The sequence below is a fragment of the Aminobacter sp. UC22_36 genome (assembly GCF_044056035.1).
In the GTDB taxonomy this organism is placed as follows: domain Bacteria; phylum Pseudomonadota; class Alphaproteobacteria; order Rhizobiales; family Rhizobiaceae; genus Aminobacter.
Window position 1 is genome coordinate 72,951 of the sequence record NZ_CP171996.1, and the last position, 26,092, is coordinate 99,042.

Genomic DNA, 26,092 nt, shown 5'->3' on the forward strand with positions numbered 1-26,092 from the left:
CCGATTGGCCTGTCCAAATGCGACTTTGGATCGGCACCAACGCTGCCATTTTCGATACTGCAAACGGAGATCTCGAAGGCAATCGGCTGCTTCATATTGCGGAGCTGCATCCAATTTATGGATACAAACTTTACACGGTATGTGATACAATGATATCGCTACGAAGCTGCGGGTGGCCGCGCTCGTCGATGAGTGCGGCCGCCGTCAGTTCCAAGTCGCTGTTCGGCTGCCAATGCCGGGCACGGGGCGGCAGCAAAGTCCGTTATGCCCAGAGGAAATCGATGCATCGCCTGCTCGTCATCAATCCCAACACCTCGAGCGAGGTCAGCCAGGTCATCGACGCACTTGTGCGCGAAGAGGTTGCAGGCTCGGCACAGGTGCAAACGGTGACGGCAAGTTTCGGCTTCAGCTACATCTCGACCCGCGTTGCAGTGTCGATCGCCGCACACGCGGTGCTCGACGCCGCCGCCAAGGCGCTTGCCGAAGGCGCCAAGCCTGACGCGATCGTGCTTGCCTGCTTCGGCGACCCCGGCCGCGAGGCGCTGGCCGAGATGACGGGATTGCCTGTCATCGGCTTTGCCGAAGCCGGCCTCCTGGCCGCCGCCGCGCTACCGGGAACCTCGCTTGTTTCGACCAACGGTGCGGTATGGTGCGAAATGCTCGGCGAACTGGTTCTGAAGCTCGGCCTCGGCGCCAAGATTGCCGGCCTCCGGTCCATCGAAGCGGTGGCGGACGACACACAGGCTATCGCCGACTTCCTGGCGGAAGAGGCTGCAAGCCTCGGCGCCGAGCGTATCGTCCTGGGTGGAGCTGGCCTGATCCCCATCCTGCCCGAGGTCATCGCCTCGTCGCGGACACCGATCCTCGACCCTCACCGCATCGCCGTCGGCAAGGCCTTGCGCCTGGCGGCAAATCCTGAGGTAGCAATGACGGAGACCCCGGCCGATACGACCGAGACCTTCGGCCTGTCGACTTTCCTTGCGGATGCGCTTGGTGGATGGCCCGCAACCCGGCGGCGTAGCAATGGGCGGCGATAGCGCTTTTCACGGCTTTGCGCGACGTGACAGGCTGAAAACCAGCTCATTTTCAAATCGTACTCAAAACAGCTTACAATTGCGTGCAATAGTTTTCGCTATTGTATTAGAAAACATGTGCTAGAGTGGCCGCAATGCAAAGAAGGCGCCTGCGCCAGGCTTGCAGCGGAGGAAAAACGGCGGCCATGGCACGCCGGCTGCATCGTGCGATACCGGCTAATATAAAACGAACAACGAAGCAAGGCTTGCATTCCACTTGTCTTCCGCCGTGCGCCGATGCATCTGAGACGTAGCATTGTTACGCGCTGCCTGTACAACACTGGCTGGTGAGGGAATGGCGAAAGCTGCTAATACTGATCTCGACGAGAAAGCCGGATCGAAGATCGATGCGATCTACCAGGCTCTGTTCAGGGCCATTCTGGCGCGTGAGCTGACGCCCGGCACAAAACTCAGTGAAGAATCGATCGGCGCGCTGTTTTCCGTCAGCCGCACCATCGTGCGCGCCGCGCTCAATCGCCTGCACACCGAGTCGCTCGTCGAGTTCCGGCAGAATCGCGGCGCTTTCGTCGCCAGCACGACGCCCGAGGAAGCGCGCCAGGTGTTCGAGGCACGCAACGCCATCGAACGCGAGATCTTTTCCAAGCTGGCAACCGTCGTCACCGACAAGCAGATCGGGATGCTGGAGCAGCACCTCGAAAAGGAACACAGCATCCGACACGCCGGCGATCATACGGCGGCGATCGTGGCGTCGGGCGAGTTCCATCTGCTCGCCGCCCAGATGGCCGGCAACGAGGTGCTCGCCGGTTTCCTCAAGTCGCTGATCTCACGGACATCGCTGATCCTCGCCCAGCATAGCACGCACCAGGAAACCGACTGCAGCGTCGACGAGCATGCGGCGATCCTGCATGCGCTGCGGGCCCGCGACCCCAAGGCAAGTGCCGATGCGATCATCGAGCATCTGCAGCAGGTGTTCGAGCAGGCCAATATCGGCCAGACCAAGCGCACCAAGCGCAATCTCAGCGAAATCCTGTCACGTTACGCCTGAGGTCGGGGCCGGCTTGCGCCGGCCCCTTTGCCAGTCATTCGGCGAACCGCGCCTCGACCTGGATCTCCGCCAGTCGCTCGACCTCGCCATAGGTGGCGGCAAGTTCAGCCTCGCGGTCCGTCTTGATCCGCGCGCCCAGCGAAGCCAGCAAGGATTCCGTGGTGTAGTTGCGCACGACAAAGATGGCACCGAAGCCGAATTTCTCGACATAGGCGCCGAGCAATTCCAGTAACAGCTGCTGCTGACCGCCGGTCATGACGTCGAGGCTGTTCGCATCCTTCTCATCAGCGACAATGCTCGCCGCCTTGATGCGCGGATCGAGCGGCGTGTAGCCGCGTAGCATGTCCAGCTTTTCGGCATCACTCGCGGCGCGGAACTGGGTGCGCAACGCAAAGAACAGGCCGTAGGCGCTGTCGTTGACCGGCCCGAGTTCACCTTCGAAGGCGCGCTCGGCGAGAAGCTCACCGTTGCGGAAGCACTGGCCGAATTTCTCGACAAAGCTTGCACGGTCCATCTGCGAGGGCACCAGCTTCGGTTTTACATAAGGGTGTTCCTTGACCCAGTGACGGGCGATGTCGATGCGGCGCGCGATCCAGACCTTGTCGTGGCCTTGCACATATTCGATGAAGCGCTTGAGAGCTGCGATCCGGCCGGCGCGGCCGACCAGGCGGCAATGCAGGCCGATCGAAAACATCTTCGGCCGACCGGCGGCACCTTCGGCGTAGAGGTAGTCGAAGGTGTCCTTGAGGTAGGCAAAGAACTGGTCGCCCGAATTGAAACCGTTGGGCGTACCAAAGCGCATGTCATTGGCTTCGAGCGTGTAGGGTATGATCAGCTGCTCCTTGCCCTGATGCTCGCGCCAATAAGGCAGGTCGTCATCATAGGTGTCGGAGACGTAGTCGAAGCCGGCTTCCTCGGAGACCAGATCGACTGTGTTGAACGAACTGCGGCCGGTGTACCAGCCGGTCGGGCGCTCGCCCGTGGCCAGCGTGTGGAGTCGAATCGCATCCTTGATCTGGGCGCGCTCCTCGTCGGCCGGCATGTCCTTGTGCTCGACCCATTTGTAGCCGTGGCTGGCGATTTCCCAATCGGCCTGCTGCATGGCGCGCAACTGTTCGGGCGCACGCATCAAGGCGGTGGCGACACCATAGACGGTGACCGGCACGTCGAGGTCGGTGAACAGTCGGTGCAGCCGCCAGAAGCCGGCGCGGGCGCCATATTCATAGACCGACTCCATGTTCCAATGGCGCTGGCCGGGCCATTGCGCGGCACCCGGGATTTCCGACAGGAAGGCCTCGCTGGCGGCGTCGCCATGGAGGATGTTGTTTTCGCCGCCCTCCTCGTAGTTGAGCACGAACTGCACGGCGACATTGGCGCCGCCTGGCCAGTTGGCGTGGGGCGTATTGGCGCCGTAGCCGCGCATGTCGCGGGGGTATCGCATGAAGGCCTCCTTGGGTGCGCGGTCGCTTCCCGCGCGAATGACTGTGTGTTGACGTTCGACGCCGGCAAAATCCCGACGCCTCAAATGCGGGTCACTGTAAAAATCGTATCCAATAATCTGGCGAAAAGGCTATGGCAGGCATCTACGCAATGCTTGTGTCAGCCGCGCGACAGGCGTGGCCTGATCCCAGAGCACCTCGCGCGTTCCAAATTTCGCCGCCATGGCCAGCACCGACGCAAATTCGTCGAGCGCGATTGGAGGCTGAGCGCGCAGCCAATCCGGGTCGAACACCGGCATGGCAAACTGGCCGGCATGCATCTCGATCCAGACTTTCGCATCCGGCATCAATGGCCTGATCGCATCCCAATCGACGAAACCTTCGCCAAGCGGCGCGAGGAAGCGGCGAACGCCATTTTCCTGGAAACGCATGACGGCATCGTCGACATAGAGCTGGGCGGCGTAAGGCGCAACGCGTCGAGCAGCCGCGACCGGATCCTCGAGACGGCACAGGACATTGACCGGATCGAAGGCAACGCCCAGCACGTCAGGTCCAACCCTCTCGACCAAAGCGACAACCTCGGCCGTGGTGATCTCTTCATGGGTCTTGAGCAGCAGCTTCGAGCCGTACTGGCGCAGCAGCGGCGCGCAGCGCGAGAGCATTTCAGCAACGCCATCGACCTGGCTTTTCCAGCTGACCGGTGCCTCGAAACGGTCCTCGATCATGCCGATGATGAAAAACATGTCGTGGATGCCGATGCTGGCGGCAAGCTCGATCAGGCGCTTGATTCCGCCCTCAAGATCGCCTGACCCAGCGTCGATGACAGGCTGGCATCGCACGTGCAATGCCGGATTGACGATGCCGAGCATCGACGAAATCTCCAGGCCCAGCCGGTCGGCCTCCTCGCGAACGGCGCGCAGTTCAGCCGGATCCAGCGTCGGGCTGATGTCGAAGAGCGAGTTGAACAGCAGGCCCCGCTGTCCCAGTTTCGCTGCAGCCTGCAGCGCTGCGACCGCTCCGATGTTACGGCCGTCCGGCAGAGAACTCTTGATGATGCCGATCATGCTGTCATCTCGCAGGACAAGGTGGCTACGCGGCGATCGCCTGAGCGCAGGCGATCCCGGCAAGCCGGGCTCCTGGATACTATCTTGTATCAAAAAATGCTTGTCAATGGATACAATCGCTGTCATCAGATGCTATTACCGCGCCTCGCGCGTATCGAAGGAGCCTCCCATGACCAAGACCTATGAAAGCGTCGCCGGCCTTTCAGTCCATCCTGTACTGCGCGCCTTTGTCGAGCAGGAGGTGCTGCCCTCGGCGCGCCTCGAGCCGACGGCGTTCTGGAGCGGCCTTTCGGAGATCATCCACGACCTCGCACCCAGGCATCACGAGTTGCTCGCCATACGCGGCGAGCTCCAGGCCAGGATCGACAGCTGGCATCGCGACCACAAGGGCCAGCCGCACGACGCTGCCGCCTACGAGCAGTTCTTGCGCGACATCGGCTATCTGGTGCCAGCGCCCGCAGCCGACGCCTACCAGGTCGCGACCAAGAACGTCGACGCCGAGATCGGCACCATCGCCGGCCCGCAGTTGGTCGTGCCATTGTCCAACGCCCGTTACGCGCTGAACGCCGCCAATGCGCGCTGGGGTTCGCTCTACGACGCGTTCTACGCCACCGACGCCATTGCCGAGACCGACGGCGCCGAGAAGGGCAAGGCGTTCAACCCGGTCCGCGCCAAGAGCGTCATCGCTCGGGTCCGCGAATTCCTCGACCAGGCCGTGCCGCTGGCTTGTGGCAGCCATGCCGACGCCACTGGCTACATCGTCGAGCGCGGCAAGCTGCAGGTCACGCTTGCCGACGGCAGCAAGACCGGGCTCAAGTCAGCCGCCCAGTTCGCCGGCTTCACCGGTCCACGTCATGAGCCGAAGAGCGTGCTTGTGGTCAACAACGGCCTGCATATCGAGCTGGTGTTCGATCGCGAGCATGCAGTCGGCGCGCTCGACGCGGCCGGCATTGCCGACGTCGTCATCGAAGCCGCGATCTCGATCATCATGGATCTCGAGGACGCGGTTTCAGCCGTCGACGCCGAAGACAAGGTTGTCGTCTATCGCAACTGGCAGCGCCTGATGGATGGCAGCCTGAGCTCGGAATTCACCAGGGACGGCAAGACCGTCACCCGCAAGCTGGTCGAGGACCGCGTCTTCACCACGCCAGGCGGCGGTAAACTTGTGCTCCATGGCCGCGCGACCATGCTGGTGCGCAATGTCGGCCACCACATGTTCACCGACGCCGTGCTTGACGAAGCCGGCAAGCCGGTGCCCGAGGCGATCCTTGACGCCGCGATCACCGTTGCCAGTGCTGCACAGGACATCCGTGGCGAAAACACCGTGCGCAACAGCCGCACCGGCTCGATCTATGTCGTGAAGCCCAAGATGCACGGCCCCGACGAGGTCGGCCTGTCCGATCTGCTGTTCAAGCGCATCGAAGAGCTTGTCAGCCTGCCCAAATATACGATGAAGATCGGCGTCATGGACGAGGAGCGCCGCACATCAGTCAACCTCGCCGCCTGCATGTCCAAGGTGCGCGACCGCACGGTGTTCATCAACACCGGCTTCCTCGACCGCACCGGCGACGAGATCCACACCTCGATGGAAGCCGGCCCGATGCTGCGCAAGGCCGAGATGGCTGATGCCACCTTCCTCAAGGCCTATGAGGCAAACAATGTCGATGTCGGTATTGCCCGCAACCTTCCCGGCCGCGCCCAGATCGGCAAGGGCATGTGGGCAGCACCCGACCAGATGGCGGCGCTGCTCGACAAGAAGATCGCCCATCCGCTCGCCGGCGCCAGCACGGCCTGGGTGCCGACACCGACGGCAGCGGTGCTGCACGCCATGCATTATCACCTGGTCGGCGTGGCAGCCGTCCAGGACGATCTGCGCGGCAGGGAAAAAGCCTCGCTTGCCGACCTGCTGACCATTCCGCTGGCGACCCGCAGCTACACAGCCGACGAGATCAAGGCGGAATTGGAAAACAACCTGCAGGGCTTGCTCGGCTATGTCGTGCGCTGGGTCGGCCAAGGTGTCGGCGTGTCGACCGTGCCCGACCTCGACGATGTCAGGCTGATGGAAGACCGCGCGACGCTGCGCATCTCAAGCCAGCATGTCGCCAACTGGCTGCGCCACGGCATCGTCGGCGAAGAGCAGGTACGCGAGACAATGCGGCGCATGGCCGTCGTCGTCGACACGCAGAATGCCGAGACCGCAGGCTACAAGCCGCTGGCGCCCGGCTTCGACAGCCCGGCCTTCAAGGCGGCCGAAGACCTAGTGTTCACTGGCCGCACCCAGCCCAACGGCTACACCGAGCATGTGCTGCATATCAGGCGCCGCGAGGCAAAGGCATTGTCGGCATAACACACACGGCTACCCGAAATGCGAAGGCCCGGTTCATCGAACTGGGCCTTTCTGCTTTGGCACGCGTTGATTGGTTGCGCGGCATGACAGGCTGGTGGAATGTCGTACGCAGACATCGATCAGGAGCACGACATGAGCGCCGGAATCCACCACGTCACGCTCATCACCCGTAAGGTGCAGGCCAATGTCGACTTCTATGTCGGTTTCCTCGGGCTGCGGCTGGTCAAGCAAACCGGCGGTTATGAGGACGCCACCCAGTTGCATCTGTTCTATGGCGACGGCGTGGCCAATCCGGGCTCGCTGATCACCTTCCTGGTCTGGGAAGACGGCGCCCAGGGGCGTCTCGGCCATGGCCAGCCAAGCGAGATTTCGCTCGCCATCGAGCCATCCAGCATCGGCTTCTGGCTGACGCGGGCGCTGTCCCACCATGTCGAGATATCAGGCCCTTCGGAGGAGATGGGCGAGCCGACCTTGCGGCTCAAGGATCCCGACGGGGTGATCGTCAAGCTCGTCGGCGTCAGTGGTTTTCCAGCGCCCGCCGTCTGGGAAGGCAGCGACGTTCCGGCCAAACAGGCGATCCGCCGCATCCGTGGCGCGACTATCCTCAGCGAAGTCCCCGAACTGACCGAAAGCTTCCTGTCGCGCCATTTCGGCTACCGGCCGACGCAAGGCACCGAGTTCATCAAGCGGCTTGTCTCTGACACCGGCGACATCATCGACATCAGGGATGCCAAGGGGTTCTGGACCAGCGCGCCGGGCACCGGCACCATCGACCACATCGCCTTCCGCGCCAAGGACACCGACGAGGTCGAGCGGGTGCATGGCGAACTCGCCTCCAGCAATTCGACCATCACCAACATGCACGACCGCAAATATTTCTACTCGCTTTATGTCCGCGAGCCCGGCGGCACGCTGTTCGAACTGGCGACCGATGGCCCCGGCATGGCGGTCGACGAACCCGCCACCGAACTCGGCACGCATCTGTTCGTGCCGCCTGACAGAGCCGACAAGATCGACGAGCTGAAGGTGATGCTGCCGCAATTCTCCTGGCCCGGCGAAGAACGCGTGATCTACCGCGACCTGCCCTTCGTCCACCGTTTCTACACGCCGGAAAATGCCGACGGCAGCGTGATCGTCCTGCTTCACGGTTCGGGAGGCAACGAGACCAGCCTGCTGCCTTTCGCAGCGAAGGCGGCACCACGCGCGACGCTTCTGGCCTTGCGTGGCCGCGCCACCGACGAAGGCACACCGCGCTGGTTCCGCAGGCTGTCGGCCAACAAGTTCGACCAGGCCGACATCAGGTCGGAGGCCGGGGCGCTGGCAGCCTTCATCGACGGGGCCATCGATGCCTACCGGCTTGATCCGGCCAAGCTCGTCTTCCTCGGCCATTCCAACGGCGCCAACATGCTGGCGGCAACGATGCTGTTGCATCCGCACCTGATCCTCCGCGCCGCGTTGCTGCGGGCGGCGATGGTGTTGGAGCAGCCGCCGGCGGCCGATCTGTCGGACACCGGTGTGTTGCTGATTGCCGGAGACGTCGACGTGTTCAGCAACTTCGGTCCGGAACTGGGTGACCTGCTGCGCGACGCCGGTGCTGCTGTCGACGCTCGCACGATTCCGTCAGGTCACGGATTCGACGATGCCGACATTGCTATCCTGCGCGAATGGATCGCCGCTCGAACTATGTCAGCGGCTTGAGCTTGGCCTCGATCGCCGCGCGCTTGCCTTCCAAAAATGGCGGCAGCGACAGACGCTCGCCAAGGCTCTCCAGCGGCTCGTCGACGGTGAAGCCGGGGCCGTCGGTGGCGATTTCGAACAGGATGCCGTTCGGTTCGCGGAAGTAGAGCGAACGGAAGTAATAACGTTCGACTTCGCCGCTCGAGGGCAGCCGGAACTCCTGCAGCCGCGCGGCCCACTCGTGGATCTGTTCGACGTCTGGCGTGCGGAATGCGACATGGTGGACACCGCCGGCGCCTTGCGTGGCCGCCTCGAGCTTAGGCTGTACCGCGACATGCAGCTCGGCGGTCGGGCCGCCCTCGCCCATGGCGAAGACGTGAACCTGGCCCACGCCATCGGGAGACGCGTAGTCGCGCACCTTGTGCGTGTTCATGACCTTGGTCAGCACCGTCTCGGTGCTGGCGATGTCGGGCACGCTGATGGTGATCGGGCCGAGGCCCCTGATCTGGTGTTCCACCGGAATCACACTGCCCATCCAGGGGTTGAAACCGCCCCTGCCGCCATCATCGATCAGCCGGAAGCGCTGACCTTCCGGATCTTCGAAATCGATAGCGCTGTGGCCGCTGACATCGCTGATCTCCGACGTGTCGACCCCTTCGGCCTTGAGGTGTTCGCGCCACCATGACAGCGCTGCCTCGTCCGCGACCCGGAGGCCAGTGCGCGAGATGCTGTGGGTGCCGCGCCGCTCGCGCCCGACCGGCCAGTCGAAGAAGGTGAGATCCGAGCCGGGGCTCGCCTTCCCGTCGGCGTAAAACAGGTGATAGGCGCTGGTGTCGTCCTGGTTGACCGTCTTCTTGACCAGTCGCATGCCGAGCGTCCTGGTGTAGAAGCGTACGTTTCCCGGTGCGTTGGCTGTGATCGCGGTGAGGTGATGTATGCCCGTGAGTTGCAGTGCCATGGAGGCCTCCCGGTTGCTGCGCCTGAGCCGGCGCCGCCCAGGCAGCGTGCGCCCAAGCTTCGGGAAAGGTTACCGCCTTTGTCGGCGCCTTGCCAGCACGAAGGCCACCGCCTGGAATTCAATACTGCTCGCGCGGCAGATGCACGACCAGGCCATCGAGCGCGTCCGACATCTTGAGCTGGCAGCTCAGCCGGCTGCGCTCGGTCGGGTTCACCAGGCACTCGATCATGCCCTGCTCTGAGTCATCAGGCGGCGAAAGGCGATCGGTCCAGGCGTCATCGACATAGCAGTGGCAAGTGCCGCAGGCGCAGGAGCCGCCGCATTCGGCCAGGATCTGGTCAATGCCGTTGGCGACCGCCACCGACATGACACTTTGCCCTGGCTGGGCGGTGAGTTCGGTCGCCTGGCCGTCGGCATTGATGAAGGTTACGCGGTACATCTACAAAATCTCCGGAATCAGGCGGGCGTCAGCGCCAGGCGCAGCACCTTGGGGCCGCGCACGGACAGTCCGCGCTTGTATTGTGGTTCGGCGTCGACCAGCGAGATCGATGACAGCCGCTTGAGCAGCGTGGTGAAGATCACCTCCATGTCGAGCCGCGCCAGATGGTTGCCAAGGCAGAAATGGGCGCCACCGCCAAAAGCGAGGTGCCGGTTCGGGTTGCGGCCGACGTCGAACGTATCGGGGTTGTCGAATTGCGCGGGGTCGCGGTTGGCTGCACCATAGAGCAGGCCAAACTTGGTACCGCGCGGGAAGCTCTGGCCGCCGACCACCGCATCGTTTGTAGCGTAGCGATGGAAGAAGGGCAGCGGCGACTCGAAGCGGAACATTTCCTGGATCGCGGTGTGGATCAGGCCGGGGTCGGCCTTCAGCCGCGCCATCTGGTCGGGAAAGCGCAGCAGCGCATGCATGCCGGAACCGAGCACGTCGATTGTCGAGCCGTGGCCAGCCATCAGGATCAGCATGCAGGTCGAGACCAGCTCGTCCTCGTTGAGCGCGCCGGCATCCTGCGCCGCGATCAGCCGGGTGATCAGGTCTTCCTGAGGGGCCTTGCGGCGCTCGGCCATCAGCTCGAGCAGATAGTGGTAGAACTCGGTCGTCGCCTGCTCGGCCAGCGCCTTGCGCGCGTCGGAGCGGTCGATGTCGAAGAACTGGACAACCCGTTCCGACCAGACGCGCAGCTGCGGGCAATCCTCATCAGGCACGCCGAGCACGCGACCGATGATGTGTCCGGGCACCTGGGCGGCAAGCTCCTCGACAAAATCGATCTCGCCCTTGTCGATCAGACTGTCGACAAGGCCATCGACGAAGCTCTGGATCATGCCACGCTGGCGGGCGATGAAAACAGGCGTGAACTCGCGAAACACCTGCTTGCGCAGCCGGTCGTGCACCTCGCCGTCGCTGTCGAGCATGGAAAACTGCACGAAGCGCTGATGGTGCGGCATGTCGAGCCAGTTCTGCAGGCGCTTCTGCTCGGTAATCTCTGCTTCGGACATGAAAAATTCGGGCGAGCGCACCATTGAGATATCGCGGGCGATCGCCGCAACATCGTCAAAGCGCGTCACCAACCACATGTCGAAATCGGCGAAGAACTGGGGCGTGCCCTTGTCGCGCAGCGCCGCATAGTCCGGGTAAGGGTTCTGGGCGAAGGTGGCGGACAACGGCTTGAAAGCCTGACCATGCACGCTTGCCGACGGGGTAGCGGTCATCCAACGCTCCATCAATGGATTGCCGGCCGCAAGGACGACTGGCTGTATTGAGCCTAACGGCAAAAGCGGCAAAGTGAATGCATGCCACTCGCGCATTGCTGGATAAAACGCGCATCGCAGTTTATGTGCGGATACAATGGAGTTGGCCCTTCGAGGTTAGAACCTGCGCAAAAATGACCATACCGGCAGACCAAAGCAACGAGATCTTCTTCCACACGCCGGGCCGGCATGCGGACGCTTATCCCTACAAGATCCTGGTCGCGGGGCGCACACGCTTTGCCCATCGCGACGGTTTCGTCACCCGGCGGTTCCACCATCATACGCTGATCTACACGCTTTCAGGCCTCGGTCTGATCGAGGTCGGCGGCAGCAGGGTCGCGGCCGGTCCGCAGACCATCGCCTGGCTCGACACGTCGATGCAATATGCCCATGGCTGCCATCCCGACGCCGACCATTGGCACTATCTCTGGATGAGCATCGAGGGCCATGGGCTCGATGCCGTGTTCTCGTTTCTGCGCGTAGCCGCCAACCCGCTGTTTGCCACAATTGGTCAAGTCAGTGCCGACAGCTTTGAGCGTGCCATCGGCAATCTCGCCCGGCGCGGGCAGACGACCGATGCCATTTCAAATGCCGTCGTCGCTCAGCTTGTCGAATTGCTCGTCGCCGAGCGCGGAGAACAAGAGAGCTCCGAGGACCGGGGCGAGCGCGTGTTACGCGTCATGCGCGACGTGCGCGCCGACATCGCCCGCAACTGGCAGATCGAAGAACTGGCTGCAATCTCCAATCTCAGCGCATCGCAGCTTCACCGGCAGTTCAAGCAAAAGACCGCCACCACGCCAATGGACTGGATCCGCCACGAGCGCATGAACCTCGCCAAGCGCCTGCTGACGGAGTCGGATGCCAAGATATCAGCCGTGGCGCTCGCCTGCGGTTATGCCGACCCGTATCATTTCAGCCGTGACTTCCGCCGCATCGCCGGTCAGTCGCCGAGCGAATTCAGGCGCGCGCAGGGACAGTAGCTCGCCGGCATGCCCCCCGTCGACAGGCCCCGCCAATTCGGGCACGTTAAGGCATCTGCCCCGAAAACGAGCGCACCTAAATGACATCCAAGCCAGCGGTCTACGAGTTCAACGCGGCCATCGTGCGCGAGCCGGCGCGGTCGGTGGTCAATGGCCTGCGCGCCGACGATCGCGGCAACCCGACCTTTGACGGGGTGAAGGCCGAGCATACCGCCTACATCGCCGCCATGCGTGCGGCGGGTGTCGAGGTGACCGTGCTGCCGGCTCTGGAAAACTTCCCGGATTCGATCTTTGTCGAAGACCCGGCACTGGTCTTTCCCGAAGGGGCCATCCTGCTGCGTCCGGGTGCGGAGACCCGCGTCAACGAAACGCCTGAGATCGCTCCGACATTGAGAAACATGTTCGAGACGGTTCTCGACCTGCCGGCGCCCGGCTTCGCCGACGGTGGCGACGTGCTGACAGCGCCAAAGAGCGTGATGATCGGGCTGTCGGCACGCACCGATCGCGCCGGCGCCGAAGGGCTGATCGCAAGCCTGGCCACGCTTGGCCGCAAGGCAGAGATCGTGCAGACGCCCGAGGGCGTGCTGCATTTCAAGAGCGACTGCTCGCTGCTCGACAGCGAAACCATGCTGTCGACCAAGCGGCTCGCACGCTCAGGCGTGTTCAAGGGTTTTCGTGAGGTGCTCATCCCCGAAGGCGAGGAGCCCGCCGCCAACGCATTGCGTGTTAACGACGTGGTGATGGTTGGCGCGGACTATCCCAGAACCATCGAGATGCTCGACAAGCTCGGCTACAAGGTGGTTGCGCTCAAGACCACCGAGATCGGCAAGATCGACGCCGGTCTGTCCTGCATGTCGCTGCGCTGGCACCGAGGCCAGCGCTAGCGGTCAGGTTCGAGCGCCGGCGCGGGCAAAAGTCTCCGCGACCCTCCTTTGAGGTCATCCGCGTTATCGCAGCACGAAGCGCTTTCGGGCCGCCAGATGGCTTGCCCGGCAGTGGCGCGGCGATTTGCAGCCAAAAGTGCCGGCGTTACGCACATTCCATGCTACCGCATATATGTCCCGCGAGTTGCTGAAGCTTGCATTGCCCATCGGATCAGTAGCCAAGCGGGTCTGAATGGTTGACAGCCTCGCCTCTTTTCATGAATATGCATATTCATAGATATGTGGCTCGACACTTGGGAAGCCTGGCGGCCCCGAAGGACGTCGAGCCACCGTGGCGGCGATCTGGCCACGCCTGGGAGGGTCGACATGGCGGAACGGTCTTTTGCGCGGGAGGTCGAAGACCTCAAGCTCGGTGAAGGCGATCTCTTTCGCGGCGAGGGCATCCTTGCCATCACCAAGGCGCTGCTGCAGTCGGGCGTGTCTTATGTCGGCGGCTATCAGGGTTCGCCGATCTCGCATCTGATGGACGTGCTGGCCGACGCCAAGCCGGTGCTCGATGAACTCGGCGTGCATTTCGAGTCGTCCGCATCCGAGGCCGCCGCCGCCGCCATGCTCTCGGCCTCGGTGATGTATCCGCTGCGCGGTGCCGTGACCTGGAAATCGACCGCCGGCACCAATGTCGCCAGCGACGCGCTGACCAATCTGGCGTCGAGCGGCGTCAAGGGCGGCGCGCTGATCATCCTTGGCGAGGACTATGGCGAGGGCTCGTCGATCCCGCAGGAGCGCAGCCATGCCTTTGCGATGAAGTCGCAGATGTGGCTGCTCGACCCACGCCCCAATCTCGAGTCGATCGTCAAATCGGTCGAGGATGGCTTCGAGTTGTCGGAAGCCTCCAATACACCGGTGATGATGCAGGTGCGCATCCGCGCCTGTCATGTTCATGGCCAGTTCGTCGCCAAGGACAACAAGCGCCCAGCCTTCACCATCAAGGAAGCACTCGAAAACCCGGTGCGCGATCTCGACCGCATCGTGCTGCCGCCGGTTTCGATCACCGTGCATGATCGCGAGAAGATCGAAAAGCGCTGGCCCGCGGCGATCGATTTCATCAAAACCCGCAAGCTGAACGAATGGTTCGGCCCCGACGAAGGCGACGTCGGCATCATCCTGCAAGGCGGCATGTACAATTCGGTCATGCGCGGCCTGCAGCTGCTCGGCCTCGCCGATTCCTACGGCAATACGGTCATTCCACTCTATGTGCTCAACGTCACCTACCCGCTGATCGACGACGAGGTGGCAGCATTCTGCGCCGGCAAGAGCGCCGTTCTGATGGTCGAGGAAGGCCACCCCGATTATCTCGAGCAGGCGGTGAACAGCATCCTGCGCCGGCGCGACATCAACACCAGGCTCGCCGGCAAGGGCGTGCTGCCGATCCGTGGCGACTATACCGCGGCGGTGCTGATGAACGGCGTCCAAGCGTTCCTTGAAGAACACGCCGTTGCCCTGCTCGGCAACCGCCCGCCGCTGCCAAGCGCCGACGACGTTCTTGCCGACCCCAAGGTCAAGGCGCTCAACGCTGTCGTGCCGGCACGGCCCGCCGGCTTCTGCACCGGCTGCCCCGAGCGGCCGATCTTTGCCGCCATGAAGCTGGTCGAACAGGAACTCGGCGAGCACCACATCTCGGCCGACATCGGCTGCCACCTGTTTTCCATCCTGCCGCCGTTCAACATCGGCGGCTCGACCATGGGCTATGGCCTTGGCCCGGCCTCCGCTTCCGCCTTCAATGTCGACGCCGGCAAGCGCGCCATCTCGGTGATGGGCGACGGCGGCTTCTGGCACAACGGGCTGACCACCTCGGTCGGCAACGCCGTCTACAACAAGCATGACGGCGTCATCATGGTCGTCGACAACTACTATTCGTCGGCGACGGGTGGCCAGGACATCCTGTCGTCACGCGCCGACAATCCGGAGCGCTCGACCAACAACTCCATCGTCAATGCCGTCAAGGGCATCGGCGCCAAATGGGTGCGCCAGATCGACCGCACCTACGACGTCGCCAAGATGCGCGACACGCTCAAGGAAGCGCTGACCTCGAAGGAGGAAGGCCCGAAAATCATCGTCGCCTCCTCGGAATGCATGCTCAACCGCCAGCGGCGCGAGAAGCCGCTGTTTTCCAAGGCGGTCAAGTCGGGCCAGCGCATGGTGCGCGAACGCTTCGGCGTTGATGAGGACACCTGCACCGGCGACCACGCCTGCATCCGCCTGTCCGGTTGCCCGTCACTGTCGCTCAAGCACACCGACGACCCGCTGCGCGACGATCCGGTCGTTGCCATCGACAACACCTGCGTTGGCTGTGGCAATTGCGGCGAGGTCTCTGAAGCGGCTGTGTTGTGCCCATCCTTCTACCGCGCCGACATCATCTACAACCCGACCCGCCGCGACCGCTTCGCAGCAAAGCTGCGCAACGCCGTCATCGGCTTCCTGCAGCGCCGCCGCGAAGCCCGGCGCGTGGTCTTCGGGTGAACATCATGGGCAGTCCGATGACCACCATATCCGCCGACGATAAGCCGATCTCTATCGCCATCCTTGCCATGGGCGGGCAGGGCGGCGGCGTGCTGGCCGACTGGGTGGTGGCGCTTGCCGAGGCAGAGGGCTGGGTCGCGCAATCAACCTCGGTGCCGGGCGTTGCCCAGCGAACCGGGGCGACGATCTATTATGTCGAGATGCTCAAACCCAAGGACGGGCAGATGCCGGTGCTGTCCTTGATGCCGACGCCCGGCGATGTCGATGTCGTGCTCGCCGCCGAATTCATGGAAGCCGGCCGCTCGATGCTTCGCGGGCTGGTGACGCCGGACAGGACGACGCTGATCGCCTCCACCCATCGCTCCTATGCGGTCGGCGAAAAGGAAGTGCCGGGCGACGGCACCGGCGATCCTCTGGCGGTCGTCGACGCATTCGGCGTCGCCGCCAAAAAGTCGATCATCTTCGACATGCAGACGCTGGCGGAAAAGAATGGCAGCGTGATCTCGTCGGCGATGTTCGGCGCACTCGCCGGCGCCAATGTTCTGCCCTTTGCACGCGAGGCGTTCGAGAACGCGGTGCGCGCCGGCGGCAAGGGCGTGGAGGCCAGCTTGCGCGCCTTTCACGCCGCCTTTGACCGTGCCCGCGACGGCAAGCCCGACAAGGTGGCCAAGAAGCCGGAAAAGCTGCTGCCGGCACCGCCCCTCTCGGTCGGGCATCCAAAGCTCGACCAGCTGCTCGACCGTATCCATTCGGAATTTCCGCCTGTGCTGGCGCCGATGCTTTATGCCGGTGCAAAGAAGCTCGTCGATTTCCAGGACCCGCGTTATGCCGAGGAATATCTCGACACCGCGTCGGGCCTGCTTGCGCTCGATCGCGATGCCGGCGGCGAAGCCAAGGATTTTGCCTTCAGCCAGGAGGTCGCCAAGTACCTCGCGGTCGCCATGGCCTATGACGACGTCGTGCGCGTCGCCGACCTGAAAACCCGCTCGAAGCGCTTTGAGCGGGTACGCCAGGAGATCGGCGCAACCGGTGAGCAGCTCGTCTACACTACCGAATACATGCATCCGCGCGCCGAGGAGGTTGTCGGCACCATGCCGGCCTTGCTCGGGCGGTTCATCGAAAACCGGCCCACTCTGCTCAAGCTGCTGGAGCGCCTGTTCAGCAAGGGCCGGCGCGTGCGCACCGGGACTGTCGGCTGGTTTCTGGCGCTTTATGCGCTGTCGAGCCTGAAGCCGATGCGCCGCACCATGCTGCGTCACAAGCGCGAGATGGCGCATATCAAGAATTGGCTGGATACGGCCACGGCCATGCTGCCTGCCAACTATGAGCTGGCCGCTGCAGTGATCGGCAGCCGCCGACTGGTCAAGGGCTATTCGGACACCCACAGCCGCGGCCAGGGCAAATTCGACAAGGTTTTGTCGGCGGTGCCGATGCTGCGCCAGCGCGAGGACGGTGGAACCTGGCTCAAGCGCCTCGTTCAGGCGGCACTGCAGGACGAGGCCGGCAAGTCGCTGGATGGCGCGCTGGCAACAGTCAGGACCTTCGCGGCCTGATCGCTGTCGGGCCGCTCTTGCGTCAAGAACTCGCTGTCGGACTTGCCGTTGGCCGCCTTCGCAGCGGCTTCAGCATCGGCAACGCTATGCTTGTCCATGTTACGCAGGATCTTGTGCAGCGTGACGACAAAGGCGTCGTACTCGTCAGGCTCGATGCCGTCGAACAGTTGCGAGAAAATGCCGAACAGCACCGGCCAGAACTGCTGGAATGCGTCGCGGCCCGCATCGGTGATGTGGATCTCGCGCACCCGCATGTCGTCCGCCCGCGACAGGCGGCGGACCAGCCCCTGCTCCTCAAGCGAATCGAGTGTCCGGCTCATCGTCGACTGCTCGACCACGGCCAGGAAGGACAGTTCATTGACCGTCAGCCCGGGCGAAATTGTCAGCAACGAAAGCGCCCGCATCTTGGGCGTGGTCAGGTCGAGCGGGCGCAGAACCTCTTGCAGGTTGGCATTGTAGCTCGCCGAAAGCCGATTGATCAGATGCGGCGCGAAGCGATTGAGCCCGATTTCGCCAAGGCTGGGCAGGCGGTTGCCATCGCCGGCTTCCCTGAAAGACCCGATGAAGTATTTCGTGACCATTGCTACCTGTTCGGCTCGATGGAGTTCGACGCTGTTCGGATTGCCATGAAGCCGATTATCCGGCGACCGTCCAGAGCTTCCCTGCCGGGATCAGACGAAAAGGCCGGGCGCCCAAAGGCAACCCGGCCCACGCCGCGACGGTGGTTGCCCCATCCGCTTGCGGCGACGGCGGCGGTGGGAGCCGCCGCAGTCTGCGCATGATCAGGCGCGAGGCGCGAGCGCGAAGGCGCGCACCGGGCTGCCGGTGCCACCGACGATCTTGAGCGGGGCGACGACCAGAACGGCACCGGTGGCCGGAAGCTTGTCGAGGTTGCACAGGCTGGCCAGCCCATAGCTGCCGACTTCCAGCAACAGGCTGTGTGCCGGGAATGGCGGATCCATCGCAACGGCACTGCCGGCATCGGTACCGACGCATTCGTTGCCGAAACCGAGCACACCGCGCTCGACCAGCAGGCGGACGCAATCGACGCTCGGCCCAGGCGTATGCGGGCCATTCTCGTCAGCGTTCAGGAAGGCCTCGGTCGAGGTGTTGCGCGGATACCAGTCCGAGCGCATCAGCACCCAGGCGCCCCTGGGGATCAGACCGTGCACGGCCTCCCATGCCTTCACGCCATCGGCGGTCAGCAGGAAATCCGGATTGGCGGCGACATCCTTGGAGCAATCGATGACAACGCAAGGCGCGACGAACGACTGCGGCGACACGGTGTCGGTGGTGCCCTCGGCGACATCCTTGCCGGAAATCCAGTGCGCAGGGGCATCAAAATGCGTGCCGGTGTGCTCGCCCAGCTCCATCCAGCCCCACGCCCACCACGGCCCGTTGGCGTCATAGCGCGAGATCTCGTGCATCTTGAACTTCGGCGTGTTCTTGGCGAAATCCGGCGGCAGGTAAAGAACCGGCGTGTCCGGCCCAAGCGGCGCCGTCAGGTCGACGATCTGGACCGCACCGGTGGCAATTGCTGAAGCGAAATCCGCCAGCGTCTGGTTGGCACTCATCTTGGCTCTCCTCCTCCTTGCCCGGACCAGAAGGCCAGGTTCCACATCAGCCTAGTCAAGTCATATGCATTTGCAAATATTATTTTCACGCAGATGCCATGGTACTGGCATGCTTCAAGCGATGATATTCCCGCATGCATGGTTCCAGCCGGTTCTGGCTGGCCGATGGGCGGCCGGTTCAACCCGAGCCAACTGCCACATCGTAGCTGCTCTCCCTCCCCAGGCAGGCGAAAATCTGCCGATGAGGCACAAATTCGATGAAAACCCGCATTCCGGAACATGCATTTTCCTATCGTCGCTCGCGACCATGCAAGGCGTCTCCAAATAAATCAACTTATTGAATAAATAGTACTATTTCAGTTTTCTATCCGCCGATCCACCACAATTCCAGGCCCTTCAGCCTCGCTTTACAACCGGAAAATTTTGTGCGCTTATGATCAAATGATGGAAGTGAGGAGCCTCGCCGCGACGACTTGACCAACAGGTACCAAAGCCTGAGACGAGCACGCGGCCGCCATCATCCAAACAAGGGGAACAGAACTGTGATGAACAAGACCAAGGGCCTGATGCTGGCCAGCCTGCTCGCGGCCACCGCGTTTTCCACCTCTTCGGCAATGGCCGAAGACGCCGCCTGCCCGGTCAAGATCGGCGGCGTGCTGTCGCTGACCGGCTCGATGGGCGCTGTCGGCAAGAACATCGCCAACAGCGCGCAGCTGGCCATCGCCAACATCAATGAAGGCGGCGGCATCAAGGGCTGCCAGGTCGAATTCGTGCTGCGCGACGATCAGGGCCAGCCCAATGTCGGCGTCGACGCTGCCAAATTTCTTGTCGACGTCGAAGGCGTCAAGGCCTTGACGGCCAGCATCGGCAGCGGCGTCACCATCCCGATCCTGACTTCGGTGGCGGCCCCCTCGCAGATCCCGCAGATCGCCTGTTGTGCGTCCGCCCCGGTCCTCACCACCCTCGCGCAGGAAGGCAAGACCGGCGGCTTCTTCTTCCGCACCCAGCCAACCGTCAAGAACCTCGCTTATCCGCCGGCCAAGATTGCCGCCGAGCGCGGCTTCAAGCGTATCGCAGTCATCTACGTCAACAACGACTACGGCACGAGCCTGGTGAAGGATTTCTCCAAGGCGACAGAGAAGCTTGGTGGCGAAGTGGTGAAAGCCGTCGCCTTCAACGAGAACCAGGCCTCCTATCGCGCCGAAGTTTCGGCAGCACTGGCCGAAAAGCCGGACGCGATGTTCCTCGTTGCCTTCCCGCAGGACGGCGCAACGATCACCCGCGAATGGATCTCGCTTGGCGGCACCCAATCGCTGATCCTCAACAACGCCTTGCGCAGCCCCGACTTCGTCAAGGCTGTGGGCTCCAAGTACCTGACCAAGGCTTTCGGCACCGACAATGCGTCGGTAGCCGGCCCTGAGATCGAAGCCTTCAAGCAGGCATTCAATGCCGCCTATGGGGTGAGTTCCGATGGTCCCGGCATCTACAGCGAATATGACGCCGTCATGATCCTCGGCCTTGCCATGAACATCGCACCCGACCTTTCCGGCGCCGCCATCCGCGATGCGGTCCGCAAGACCCAGGCCGCCGACGGCGAAGTCATCGGCACGGGTCCAGCCGAGTTCAAGAAGGCGCTGGAACTGATCAAGGCCGGCAAGCCGATCAAGTTCGTCGGCTCGCTCGGCGAGATCGAATTCGATGCTTATGGCGACATCAGCGGCCCAGCCCTGTCCTGGCATATCCAGGGTGACGAACTGATCATCGACAAGACCTATTCGAACGAGGATATGAAGAAGCTCTTCGCGGAAATCGAGGGCTAATCCCTCGGGCGGGCACGGACCACAGGGCATGACGAACTACACGCTTTCCCACTGGGGCACCTATGAGGTCGAACCCCGCGGAAACGGCCTGCCCGCCCTCAATCCGTTCGAGCGCGATCGGGACCCGAGCCCGATCGGCTTTTACCAGCTCGACCCGGCGCTGGATCGGCTCCGGGTCCGGCGTCCGGCAGTTCGCAAAAGCTGGCTGGAACAGGGCCCGGGTTCAGCCCCCGAGCGGCGCGGGCTCGAGCCCTTTGTCGAGGTCGAATGGGACCGCGCCCTCGATCTGGTCGCGGCCGAGATCGATCGCGTGCGTTCGACTTATGGCAATTCGTCAATCTTCGGCGGTTCCTATGGCTGGTCCAGTGCCGGCCGCTTTCATCACGCGCAAAGCCAGGTCCATCGATTCCTGAATGCCGCCGGCGGTTATGTCAGGCATGTCGATTCCTACAGCCTGGGTGCTGCCAATGTCGTGCTGCCGCATATCGTGGCGAGCATGGACGAGCTGATGGCCAGCCACAATTCGTGGGACATGCTGGCCAAGCATTGCGAGCTGTTTGTCACCTTCGGTGGCGTGCCGGTCAAGAATGCCCAGATGAATGCCGGCGGCGTCGGGCTGCATGGCGTGCCGACCGGCCTCGCCGGCATGCGTGCCGCAGGCACGCATTTTGTCAACATCGGCCCGGTACGCGATAATTTCGGCGCTGTCACCGATACGGCGACCTGGATCGCCTGCCGACCCAACACCGACACATCGGTGATGCTGGCGCTCGCCTGGGTGCTGTTCACCGAAGGGCGTCACGACAAGACATTCCTCGAACGCTGCTGTGTCGGCTTCGAAAACTTTGCCCCCTACCTCACCGGCGAGGCCGATGGCATTGCCAAGACGCCTGACTGGGCCGCAGCGATCAGCGGCATCCCCGCCACGACCATCGTCGACCTGGCTCGGCGCATGGCGGGGTCGCGCACGATGCTCAATGTGTCGTGGTCGATGCAGCGCGCCTGCCATGGCGAACAGCCGTTCTGGATGGTGGTGACGCTGGCGGCGATGCTCGGCCAGATCGGCACGCCGGGCGGCGGCTTCGGCGTTGGCTATGGTGCTGCCAATCTCGTCGGCAGCGTCCATGCGCGGGTCAAGGGCCCGACGCTGTCGCAACTCAAGCCTGGCGTGCCGGATTTCATTCCCGTTGCCCGCATCGCCGACATGCTACTCAAGCCTGGCGCTCCGTTCAGCTACAACGGCAAGACCCAGAACTATCCCGACATCCACCTGATCTACTGGGCTGGCGGCAATCCGTTCCATCACCACCAGGACCTCAACCGCCTGCTCACAGCGTGGCAAAAGCCCGACACCGTCGTCGTCAACGAGCAGTATTGGACGCCAACCGCCAAGCGCGCCGACATCGTCTTGCCAGCCACGATTTCACTGGAGCGCGACGATATCGGCTCGGCAACGCGCGAGGCGTTTTTCGTGGCGATGAAACAGGCGGTGCCGCCTGCCGGCGAGGCGCGTGACGATTACACGATCTTCGCCGAACTGGCCGAGCGGCTGGGCTGCGGCGCGACATTTTCGGAAGGACTGGACGCTGCCGGCTGGCTGTCGCGCCTCTATGACGAAAGCCGTGTCGTCAACAGCGAGCGAGGGCTCGACCTGCCCGACTTCGAGACATTCTGGCGCGATGGGCTGATCGACCTGACCCGGCTCGACCGCCCGGTGACCATGCTTGCCGATTTTGTCGCCGCGCCGGAGAAGAACCCGCTCGGCACACCATCAGGCAAGATCGAAATCTTCTCGCAGCGCATCGCCGACTTTAAACTGGACGACTGCCCCGGTCACCCGGCCTGGCTCGAGCCGGCCGAATGGCTGGGCGCCGAACTTGTGGCCAAATATCCGCTGCACCTTTTGACGGACCAGCCGGCGCGCCGGCTGCACAGCCAGCTCGATGCCAGCCCGCATAGCACCGGCGGCAAATCCGGTGGCCGCGAGCTGGTCTACATGAACGCGGCCGATGCCACGCAACGTGGCCTCGCCGAAGGCCAGATCGTCGAGCTGTTCAACGATCGCGGCCGCTGCCTGGCGGCGGTGACGATCACCAGCGACATCATGCCGGGCGTGGCGCGGCTCAACACCGGCGCCTGGTTCGACCCCGACCCGGCGAGCGGGCTCGAAAAGCACGGCAATCCCAATGTGCTGACGCTCGATGTGCCGGCGTCGGGCCTGTCGCAAGGCTGCAGCGCCCAGACCTGCCTGATCGAGATCGCCGCCTTTGCCGGTCCGGTTCCTCCCGTCACCGCGTTTTGCCTGCCAGAATTCGAGATGTCATGACCACCGCACAGACCGCGGCCCACCAGCACATGCGCACGGTGTGGTGGCAAACCGCCAATCCGGCACCCGATACCCAACCCTTGCTCAACGCAAGCAAGGTCGACGTCGCCATCATCGGTGCCGGTTTCACCGGACTGACCGCAGCTCTGCATCTTGTCCGACGTGGCGCCCGCGTCACCATATTGGAGGCCGAAACAATCGGCAGCGGCGCGAGCGGGCTCAACGCCGGCTTCGTGGTGCCCAATTTCGCCAAGGCCGACCCGACGGCGGTTGTTGGCAAGCTTGGCGGAGAACGCGGCCACAGGCTGCTCGAAATGATCGGCAAAGGCGCCGATCGTGTCTATGCGACCATCCGTGAAAACGGCATTGCCTGCGATGCCGAACAGGTCGGCTGGATGCATGTGGCGCATTCGGAAAAGATGCTCGGCATCCTCGAACGCCGGGCGGAAGCCTGGCGGGCGCTGGGTCGCCCGGTGCGTATGCTCGACGCTACAGAGGCGCGCCGCCGCGCCAGCCTCAGGCATAACGCCGGCGCCCTCATCGACGACAGCGGCGGCACGTTGCATCCACTCAACTACGCCTACGGGCTGGCAGGCGCGGCCATGAATGCCGGTGCCGTGATCCACGAGGGCGCAGCTGTCCAGGCCGTTGAGCGGTCGGGCAATGGCTGGCGGCTGACCAGCGGAAAAAGCACGATCGACGCTGATACGGTCTTGCTGTGCACCAATGCCTCGGATCAGGGCGTTGCCCGTCGTCTCGGCCGAATCGTCGTGCCGCTGCGCGTCTACCAGATCGCCACCGCGCCGCTCGATACTGCCACCGCGCGGCGCATTTCGCCTGACCGAAACCCGGTCGCCGACACACGCGCCAACCTCTTCACCTTCAGACTCGACCGGAACAACCGGCTGATCAGCGGCGGCATGTCGATGTTGCCGGTGGGTGCCGAACCGCGCATGGCCAGGATGATCGCCGGGCGCCTGCAGGCCGAGCTTGGCCTGCAGTGCCTGCCTGTCATCGAAAGCATCTGGCGCGGCACCGCCGCCATGACCACCGACTTCCTGCCGCATGTCTATGAGTTCGGGCCGCGCTTCATCGGTGGCATCGGCTGCAACGGCCGTGGCATCGCCTTGACGGCGATGCTCGGCGAAGTATTGGCCGACGTCGCGTCGGGCGCGCCGCTCGACGCATTGCCAATCCCCCAGGCCTCACCGCGCGCCCTGCCGTTCCGCAGTTTCGCCGCCGCTGCCCCTTCGGTTGCCATCGCGCAGGCCAGATGGCAGGACCGGCGCCAGGGATTGTGATCCGCCGCGACAGGACCCTATCGTGCGCGCCGACAAAGGAGCCGAAGTTCATGCTCATCCTCAACCAGCAAGCCGTTGCCGAGGCGCTGCCCATGGCCGATTGCATCGACGCCATGCGCGAGGCCCTTTCGGATTTTGCCCATGGCAGATACGTACTGTTTCCGCGCCATCAGCTTAATGCCGGCCCCGGAGAAGTGCTGATGGGGCTGATGCCGACATTTTCCCATGTCGGCGGCGAGAAGCTCTGGTGCCTCAAGGACGTGCTCGTCGCGCACGACAACCACAAACGCGGCCTCGACAACCACCAGGGCGCGGTGCTCCTGAACGACGGTGCAACCGGCCAGCTTCTCGCCGTGCTCGATGCTACCGAAATCACCGCGCGTCGTACTGCCGCCACCTCGGCCGTGGCGACTGCGGCGCTGGCCCGGCCAAACGCCAAGACAATCGCCATCCTCGGCACGGGAACGCAGGCCGCGACGCATATCGCGGCGCTGCGCCATGTCCTCCCTGGCGCGCGCTTCATCCTGTGGGGCCGCTCGGCCGACAAGCTTGCGGACTTGTCGAGAGAGACCGGGGCGGAAATTGCCGATAGCGCGCAAGCAGCCGTCGCAGATGCCGACGTCGTCTGCACGCTGACTGGTTCGAAGGAGCCTATCGTCGAGCTCGGTTGGCTGAAGCCAGGCTGCCACATAAACGCCGTCGGCTCGAGCAACCGCACCGCGCGCGAGCTTGGCGATGACATCGTTGCCGCGTCAGCCTTCTTCGTCGATTCGCGCAGCCAGGCGGCCGTCGAGTGCGGCGAGTTGCTGCAGCCGCTCGAACGTGGCGTCATCGGCCCCGACCATGCCCGCGCCGAACTCGGCGAAGTGCTGGCTGGCCTGCGTCCTGGCCGGACATCGCTCACCGAGCTGACCGTGTTCAAGTCGCTCGGCATCGCCGTCGAAGATGCTGCAGCAGCAATCCGCGCCGTCAACAACGCCATCGACAAAGGCCTCGGCCAGAAGGTCGATTGGTAGAGCCCGCCACAGGCAATCACCTCAGGCGCGTCGTGCCGGCTTGATACCGCGCGGCGCGATTTCTATGCTATGTGCACATGCATCGTTTGATCAAAAGAGGAAGCTGGATGAGCGTCGATTTCCTGGAGCCTGTTTCGTCGCGCTCGACGATCCAGGACGGTATCTATCGCCAGCTGCGCAAGGCGCTGATGTCGGGCCATTTCGACCCCGGCCAGACGCTGACCATCGCGATGCTGTCCGACACGTTCAAGACCAGCCACATGCCGGTGCGCGAGGCGCTGCGCCGCCTGATCGCTGAGAACGCGCTGGTGGTTCTGACCACCGGCTCGGCGCAGGTGCCGACCGTCAGCCTGGCGGCACTGGACGATTTGTGCCTGACGCGCATCGCGCTCGAAACGCTTGCCACCAAGCTTGCGACCGAGCGCTCGACGCCTGCCGACCGCAAGGCCTTCCGGCATCTTGTCGAGGAGCACGAGGCAGCGGCCAACGACAGGAATCTCGAGGAGATGCTGGCGCGGAACCAGGAGCTGCATTTCGCCGTCTACGACTGTTGCGGCTCGCCTGTCATCACGCAGTTCATCCAGAGCCTTTGGCTGCGCTTCGGACCCTATATGCGCATGCTGTCGGGCCACATCGAGCCGGTGCTTGTCTCCGGCAAATACCAGCCAAGCTCGCATCACCGCGACCTGATCGCGGCGATGGATGCCGGCGATGCCCGCACTGCCGCCAAGGCGATCAAGGGCGACATCGAGACGACCCAGGCCCTGCTGCGCCGCCTGTGCAAGGAAATGGTCGAGAAGCCCTGAAC

At 63.5% G+C, this 26,092-nt stretch carries 20 protein-coding genes; 13 read left to right on the forward strand and 7 right to left on the reverse strand.

Annotation, left to right across the window (positions count from 1 at the left end):
* Nucleotides 1–281: 281 nt before the first annotated feature.
* A complete protein-coding gene (locus ACHMW7_RS03310) occupies nucleotides 282–1,037 on the forward strand; it encodes an aspartate/glutamate racemase family protein (RefSeq protein WP_395448952.1) in 756 nt (251 codons plus the stop codon).
* A gap of 331 nt (nucleotides 1,038–1,368) precedes the next feature.
* Entirely contained in the window at nucleotides 1,369–2,079 is a 711-nt protein-coding gene (locus ACHMW7_RS03315) for a GntR family transcriptional regulator (RefSeq protein ID WP_395448953.1), read from the forward strand.
* A gap of 34 nt (nucleotides 2,080–2,113) precedes the next feature.
* On the opposite strand, the gene puuE is transcribed toward ACHMW7_RS03315, so the two are convergent.
* Together puuE and ACHMW7_RS03325 are read right to left on the reverse strand one after the other, a co-directional pair.
* On the reverse strand, nucleotides 2,114–3,520 hold the full coding sequence (gene puuE / locus ACHMW7_RS03320) for an allantoinase PuuE (RefSeq protein ID WP_395448954.1): 1,407 nt from the start codon (nucleotides 3,518–3,520) through the stop codon (nucleotides 2,114–2,116).
* 129 nt (nucleotides 3,521–3,649) lie between these two features.
* Nucleotides 3,650–4,582 carry a sugar phosphate isomerase/epimerase family protein gene (locus ACHMW7_RS03325; RefSeq protein WP_395448955.1) on the reverse strand — a complete coding sequence of 311 codons (933 nt, stop codon included), beginning with the start codon at nucleotides 4,580–4,582 and terminating at the stop codon, nucleotides 3,650–3,652.
* 169 nt (nucleotides 4,583–4,751) lie between these two features.
* Here ACHMW7_RS03325 and ACHMW7_RS03330 point away from each other — a divergent pair, with 169 nt between their 5' ends.
* Nucleotides 4,752–6,929, forward strand: a complete 2,178-nt coding sequence (locus ACHMW7_RS03330; RefSeq protein ID WP_395448956.1) for a malate synthase G — start codon at nucleotides 4,752–4,754, stop codon at nucleotides 6,927–6,929.
* A 132-nt stretch (nucleotides 6,930–7,061) separates the two neighbouring features.
* Nucleotides 7,062–8,627 carry a VOC family protein gene (locus tag ACHMW7_RS03335; RefSeq protein ID WP_395448957.1) on the forward strand — a complete coding sequence of 522 codons (1,566 nt, stop codon included), beginning with the start codon at nucleotides 7,062–7,064 and terminating at the stop codon, nucleotides 8,625–8,627.
* On the opposite strand, the gene ACHMW7_RS03340 is transcribed toward ACHMW7_RS03335, so the two are convergent.
* The 3 genes from ACHMW7_RS03340 to ACHMW7_RS03350 all read right to left on the reverse strand — a co-directional run bounded on the left by ACHMW7_RS03340 (nucleotide 8,611) and on the right by ACHMW7_RS03350 (nucleotide 11,271).
* Nucleotides 8,611–9,564 (reverse strand): ring-cleaving dioxygenase, encoded by a 954-nt coding sequence (locus ACHMW7_RS03340; protein ID WP_395448958.1) that lies wholly within the window; start codon nucleotides 9,562–9,564, stop codon nucleotides 8,611–8,613. The two genes, ACHMW7_RS03335 and ACHMW7_RS03340, sit on opposite strands and share 17 nt — an antisense overlap.
* Before the next feature lie 118 nt (nucleotides 9,565–9,682).
* Entirely contained in the window at nucleotides 9,683–10,003 is a 321-nt protein-coding gene (locus ACHMW7_RS03345; protein ID WP_395448959.1) for a 2Fe-2S iron-sulfur cluster-binding protein, read from the reverse strand.
* Between the two features lie 17 nt (nucleotides 10,004–10,020).
* Nucleotides 10,021–11,271, reverse strand: coding sequence for a cytochrome P450 (locus tag ACHMW7_RS03350; protein ID WP_395448960.1), 1,251 nt, complete (start codon nucleotides 11,269–11,271; stop codon nucleotides 10,021–10,023).
* Nucleotides 11,272–11,444: 173 nt separating this feature from the next.
* Between ACHMW7_RS03350 and ACHMW7_RS03355 the strand changes: the two genes are divergently transcribed.
* The 4 genes from ACHMW7_RS03355 to ACHMW7_RS03370 all read left to right on the forward strand — a co-directional run bounded on the left by ACHMW7_RS03355 (nucleotide 11,445) and on the right by ACHMW7_RS03370 (nucleotide 17,247).
* Nucleotides 11,445–12,290 (forward strand): AraC family transcriptional regulator, encoded by an 846-nt coding sequence (locus ACHMW7_RS03355; RefSeq protein WP_395448961.1) that lies wholly within the window; start codon nucleotides 11,445–11,447, stop codon nucleotides 12,288–12,290.
* Nucleotides 12,291–12,370: 80 nt separating this feature from the next.
* Nucleotides 12,371–13,174, forward strand: coding sequence for a dimethylarginine dimethylaminohydrolase family protein (locus ACHMW7_RS03360; RefSeq protein ID WP_395448962.1), 804 nt, complete (start codon nucleotides 12,371–12,373; stop codon nucleotides 13,172–13,174).
* 366 nt (nucleotides 13,175–13,540) lie between these two features.
* Nucleotides 13,541–15,694 carry a thiamine pyrophosphate-dependent enzyme gene (locus tag ACHMW7_RS03365; RefSeq protein WP_395448963.1) on the forward strand — a complete coding sequence of 718 codons (2,154 nt, stop codon included), beginning with the start codon at nucleotides 13,541–13,543 and terminating at the stop codon, nucleotides 15,692–15,694.
* A 17-nt stretch (nucleotides 15,695–15,711) separates the two neighbouring features.
* Nucleotides 15,712–17,247 (forward strand): indolepyruvate oxidoreductase subunit beta family protein, encoded by a 1,536-nt coding sequence (locus ACHMW7_RS03370; RefSeq protein WP_395448964.1) that lies wholly within the window; start codon nucleotides 15,712–15,714, stop codon nucleotides 17,245–17,247.
* Here the strand turns inward: ACHMW7_RS03370 and ACHMW7_RS03375 are convergent.
* Nucleotides 17,172–17,828, reverse strand: coding sequence for a MarR family winged helix-turn-helix transcriptional regulator (locus tag ACHMW7_RS03375; protein ID WP_395448965.1), 657 nt, complete (start codon nucleotides 17,826–17,828; stop codon nucleotides 17,172–17,174). The genes ACHMW7_RS03370 and ACHMW7_RS03375 overlap by 76 nt on opposite strands.
* Nucleotides 17,829–18,029: 201 nt before the next feature.
* The gene (locus ACHMW7_RS03380) at nucleotides 18,030–18,821 is read right to left on the reverse strand and encodes a cyclase family protein (RefSeq protein WP_395448966.1); all 792 of its coding nucleotides are present in this window, start codon (nucleotides 18,819–18,821) and stop codon (nucleotides 18,030–18,032) included.
* A gap of 545 nt (nucleotides 18,822–19,366) precedes the next feature.
* Between ACHMW7_RS03380 and ACHMW7_RS03385 the strand changes: the two genes are divergently transcribed.
* The 5 genes from ACHMW7_RS03385 to ACHMW7_RS03405 all read left to right on the forward strand — a co-directional run bounded on the left by ACHMW7_RS03385 (nucleotide 19,367) and on the right by ACHMW7_RS03405 (nucleotide 26,090).
* The gene (locus ACHMW7_RS03385) at nucleotides 19,367–20,641 is read left to right on the forward strand and encodes an ABC transporter substrate-binding protein (protein WP_395448967.1); all 1,275 of its coding nucleotides are present in this window, start codon (nucleotides 19,367–19,369) and stop codon (nucleotides 20,639–20,641) included.
* A 28-nt stretch (nucleotides 20,642–20,669) separates the two neighbouring features.
* Entirely contained in the window at nucleotides 20,670–22,967 is a 2,298-nt protein-coding gene (locus ACHMW7_RS03390; protein WP_395448968.1) for a molybdopterin guanine dinucleotide-containing S/N-oxide reductase, read from the forward strand.
* On the forward strand, nucleotides 22,964–24,268 hold the full coding sequence (locus tag ACHMW7_RS03395; RefSeq protein WP_395448969.1) for an NAD(P)/FAD-dependent oxidoreductase: 1,305 nt from the start codon (nucleotides 22,964–22,966) through the stop codon (nucleotides 24,266–24,268). The genes ACHMW7_RS03390 and ACHMW7_RS03395 overlap by 4 nt, the downstream gene beginning before the upstream one ends.
* A gap of 50 nt (nucleotides 24,269–24,318) precedes the next feature.
* Nucleotides 24,319–25,284 carry an ornithine cyclodeaminase family protein gene (locus ACHMW7_RS03400; RefSeq protein ID WP_395448970.1) on the forward strand — a complete coding sequence of 322 codons (966 nt, stop codon included), beginning with the start codon at nucleotides 24,319–24,321 and terminating at the stop codon, nucleotides 25,282–25,284.
* Nucleotides 25,285–25,391: 107 nt separating this feature from the next.
* The gene (locus tag ACHMW7_RS03405; protein WP_395448971.1) at nucleotides 25,392–26,090 is read left to right on the forward strand and encodes a GntR family transcriptional regulator; all 699 of its coding nucleotides are present in this window, start codon (nucleotides 25,392–25,394) and stop codon (nucleotides 26,088–26,090) included.
* Nucleotides 26,091–26,092: the final 2 nt, after the last annotated feature.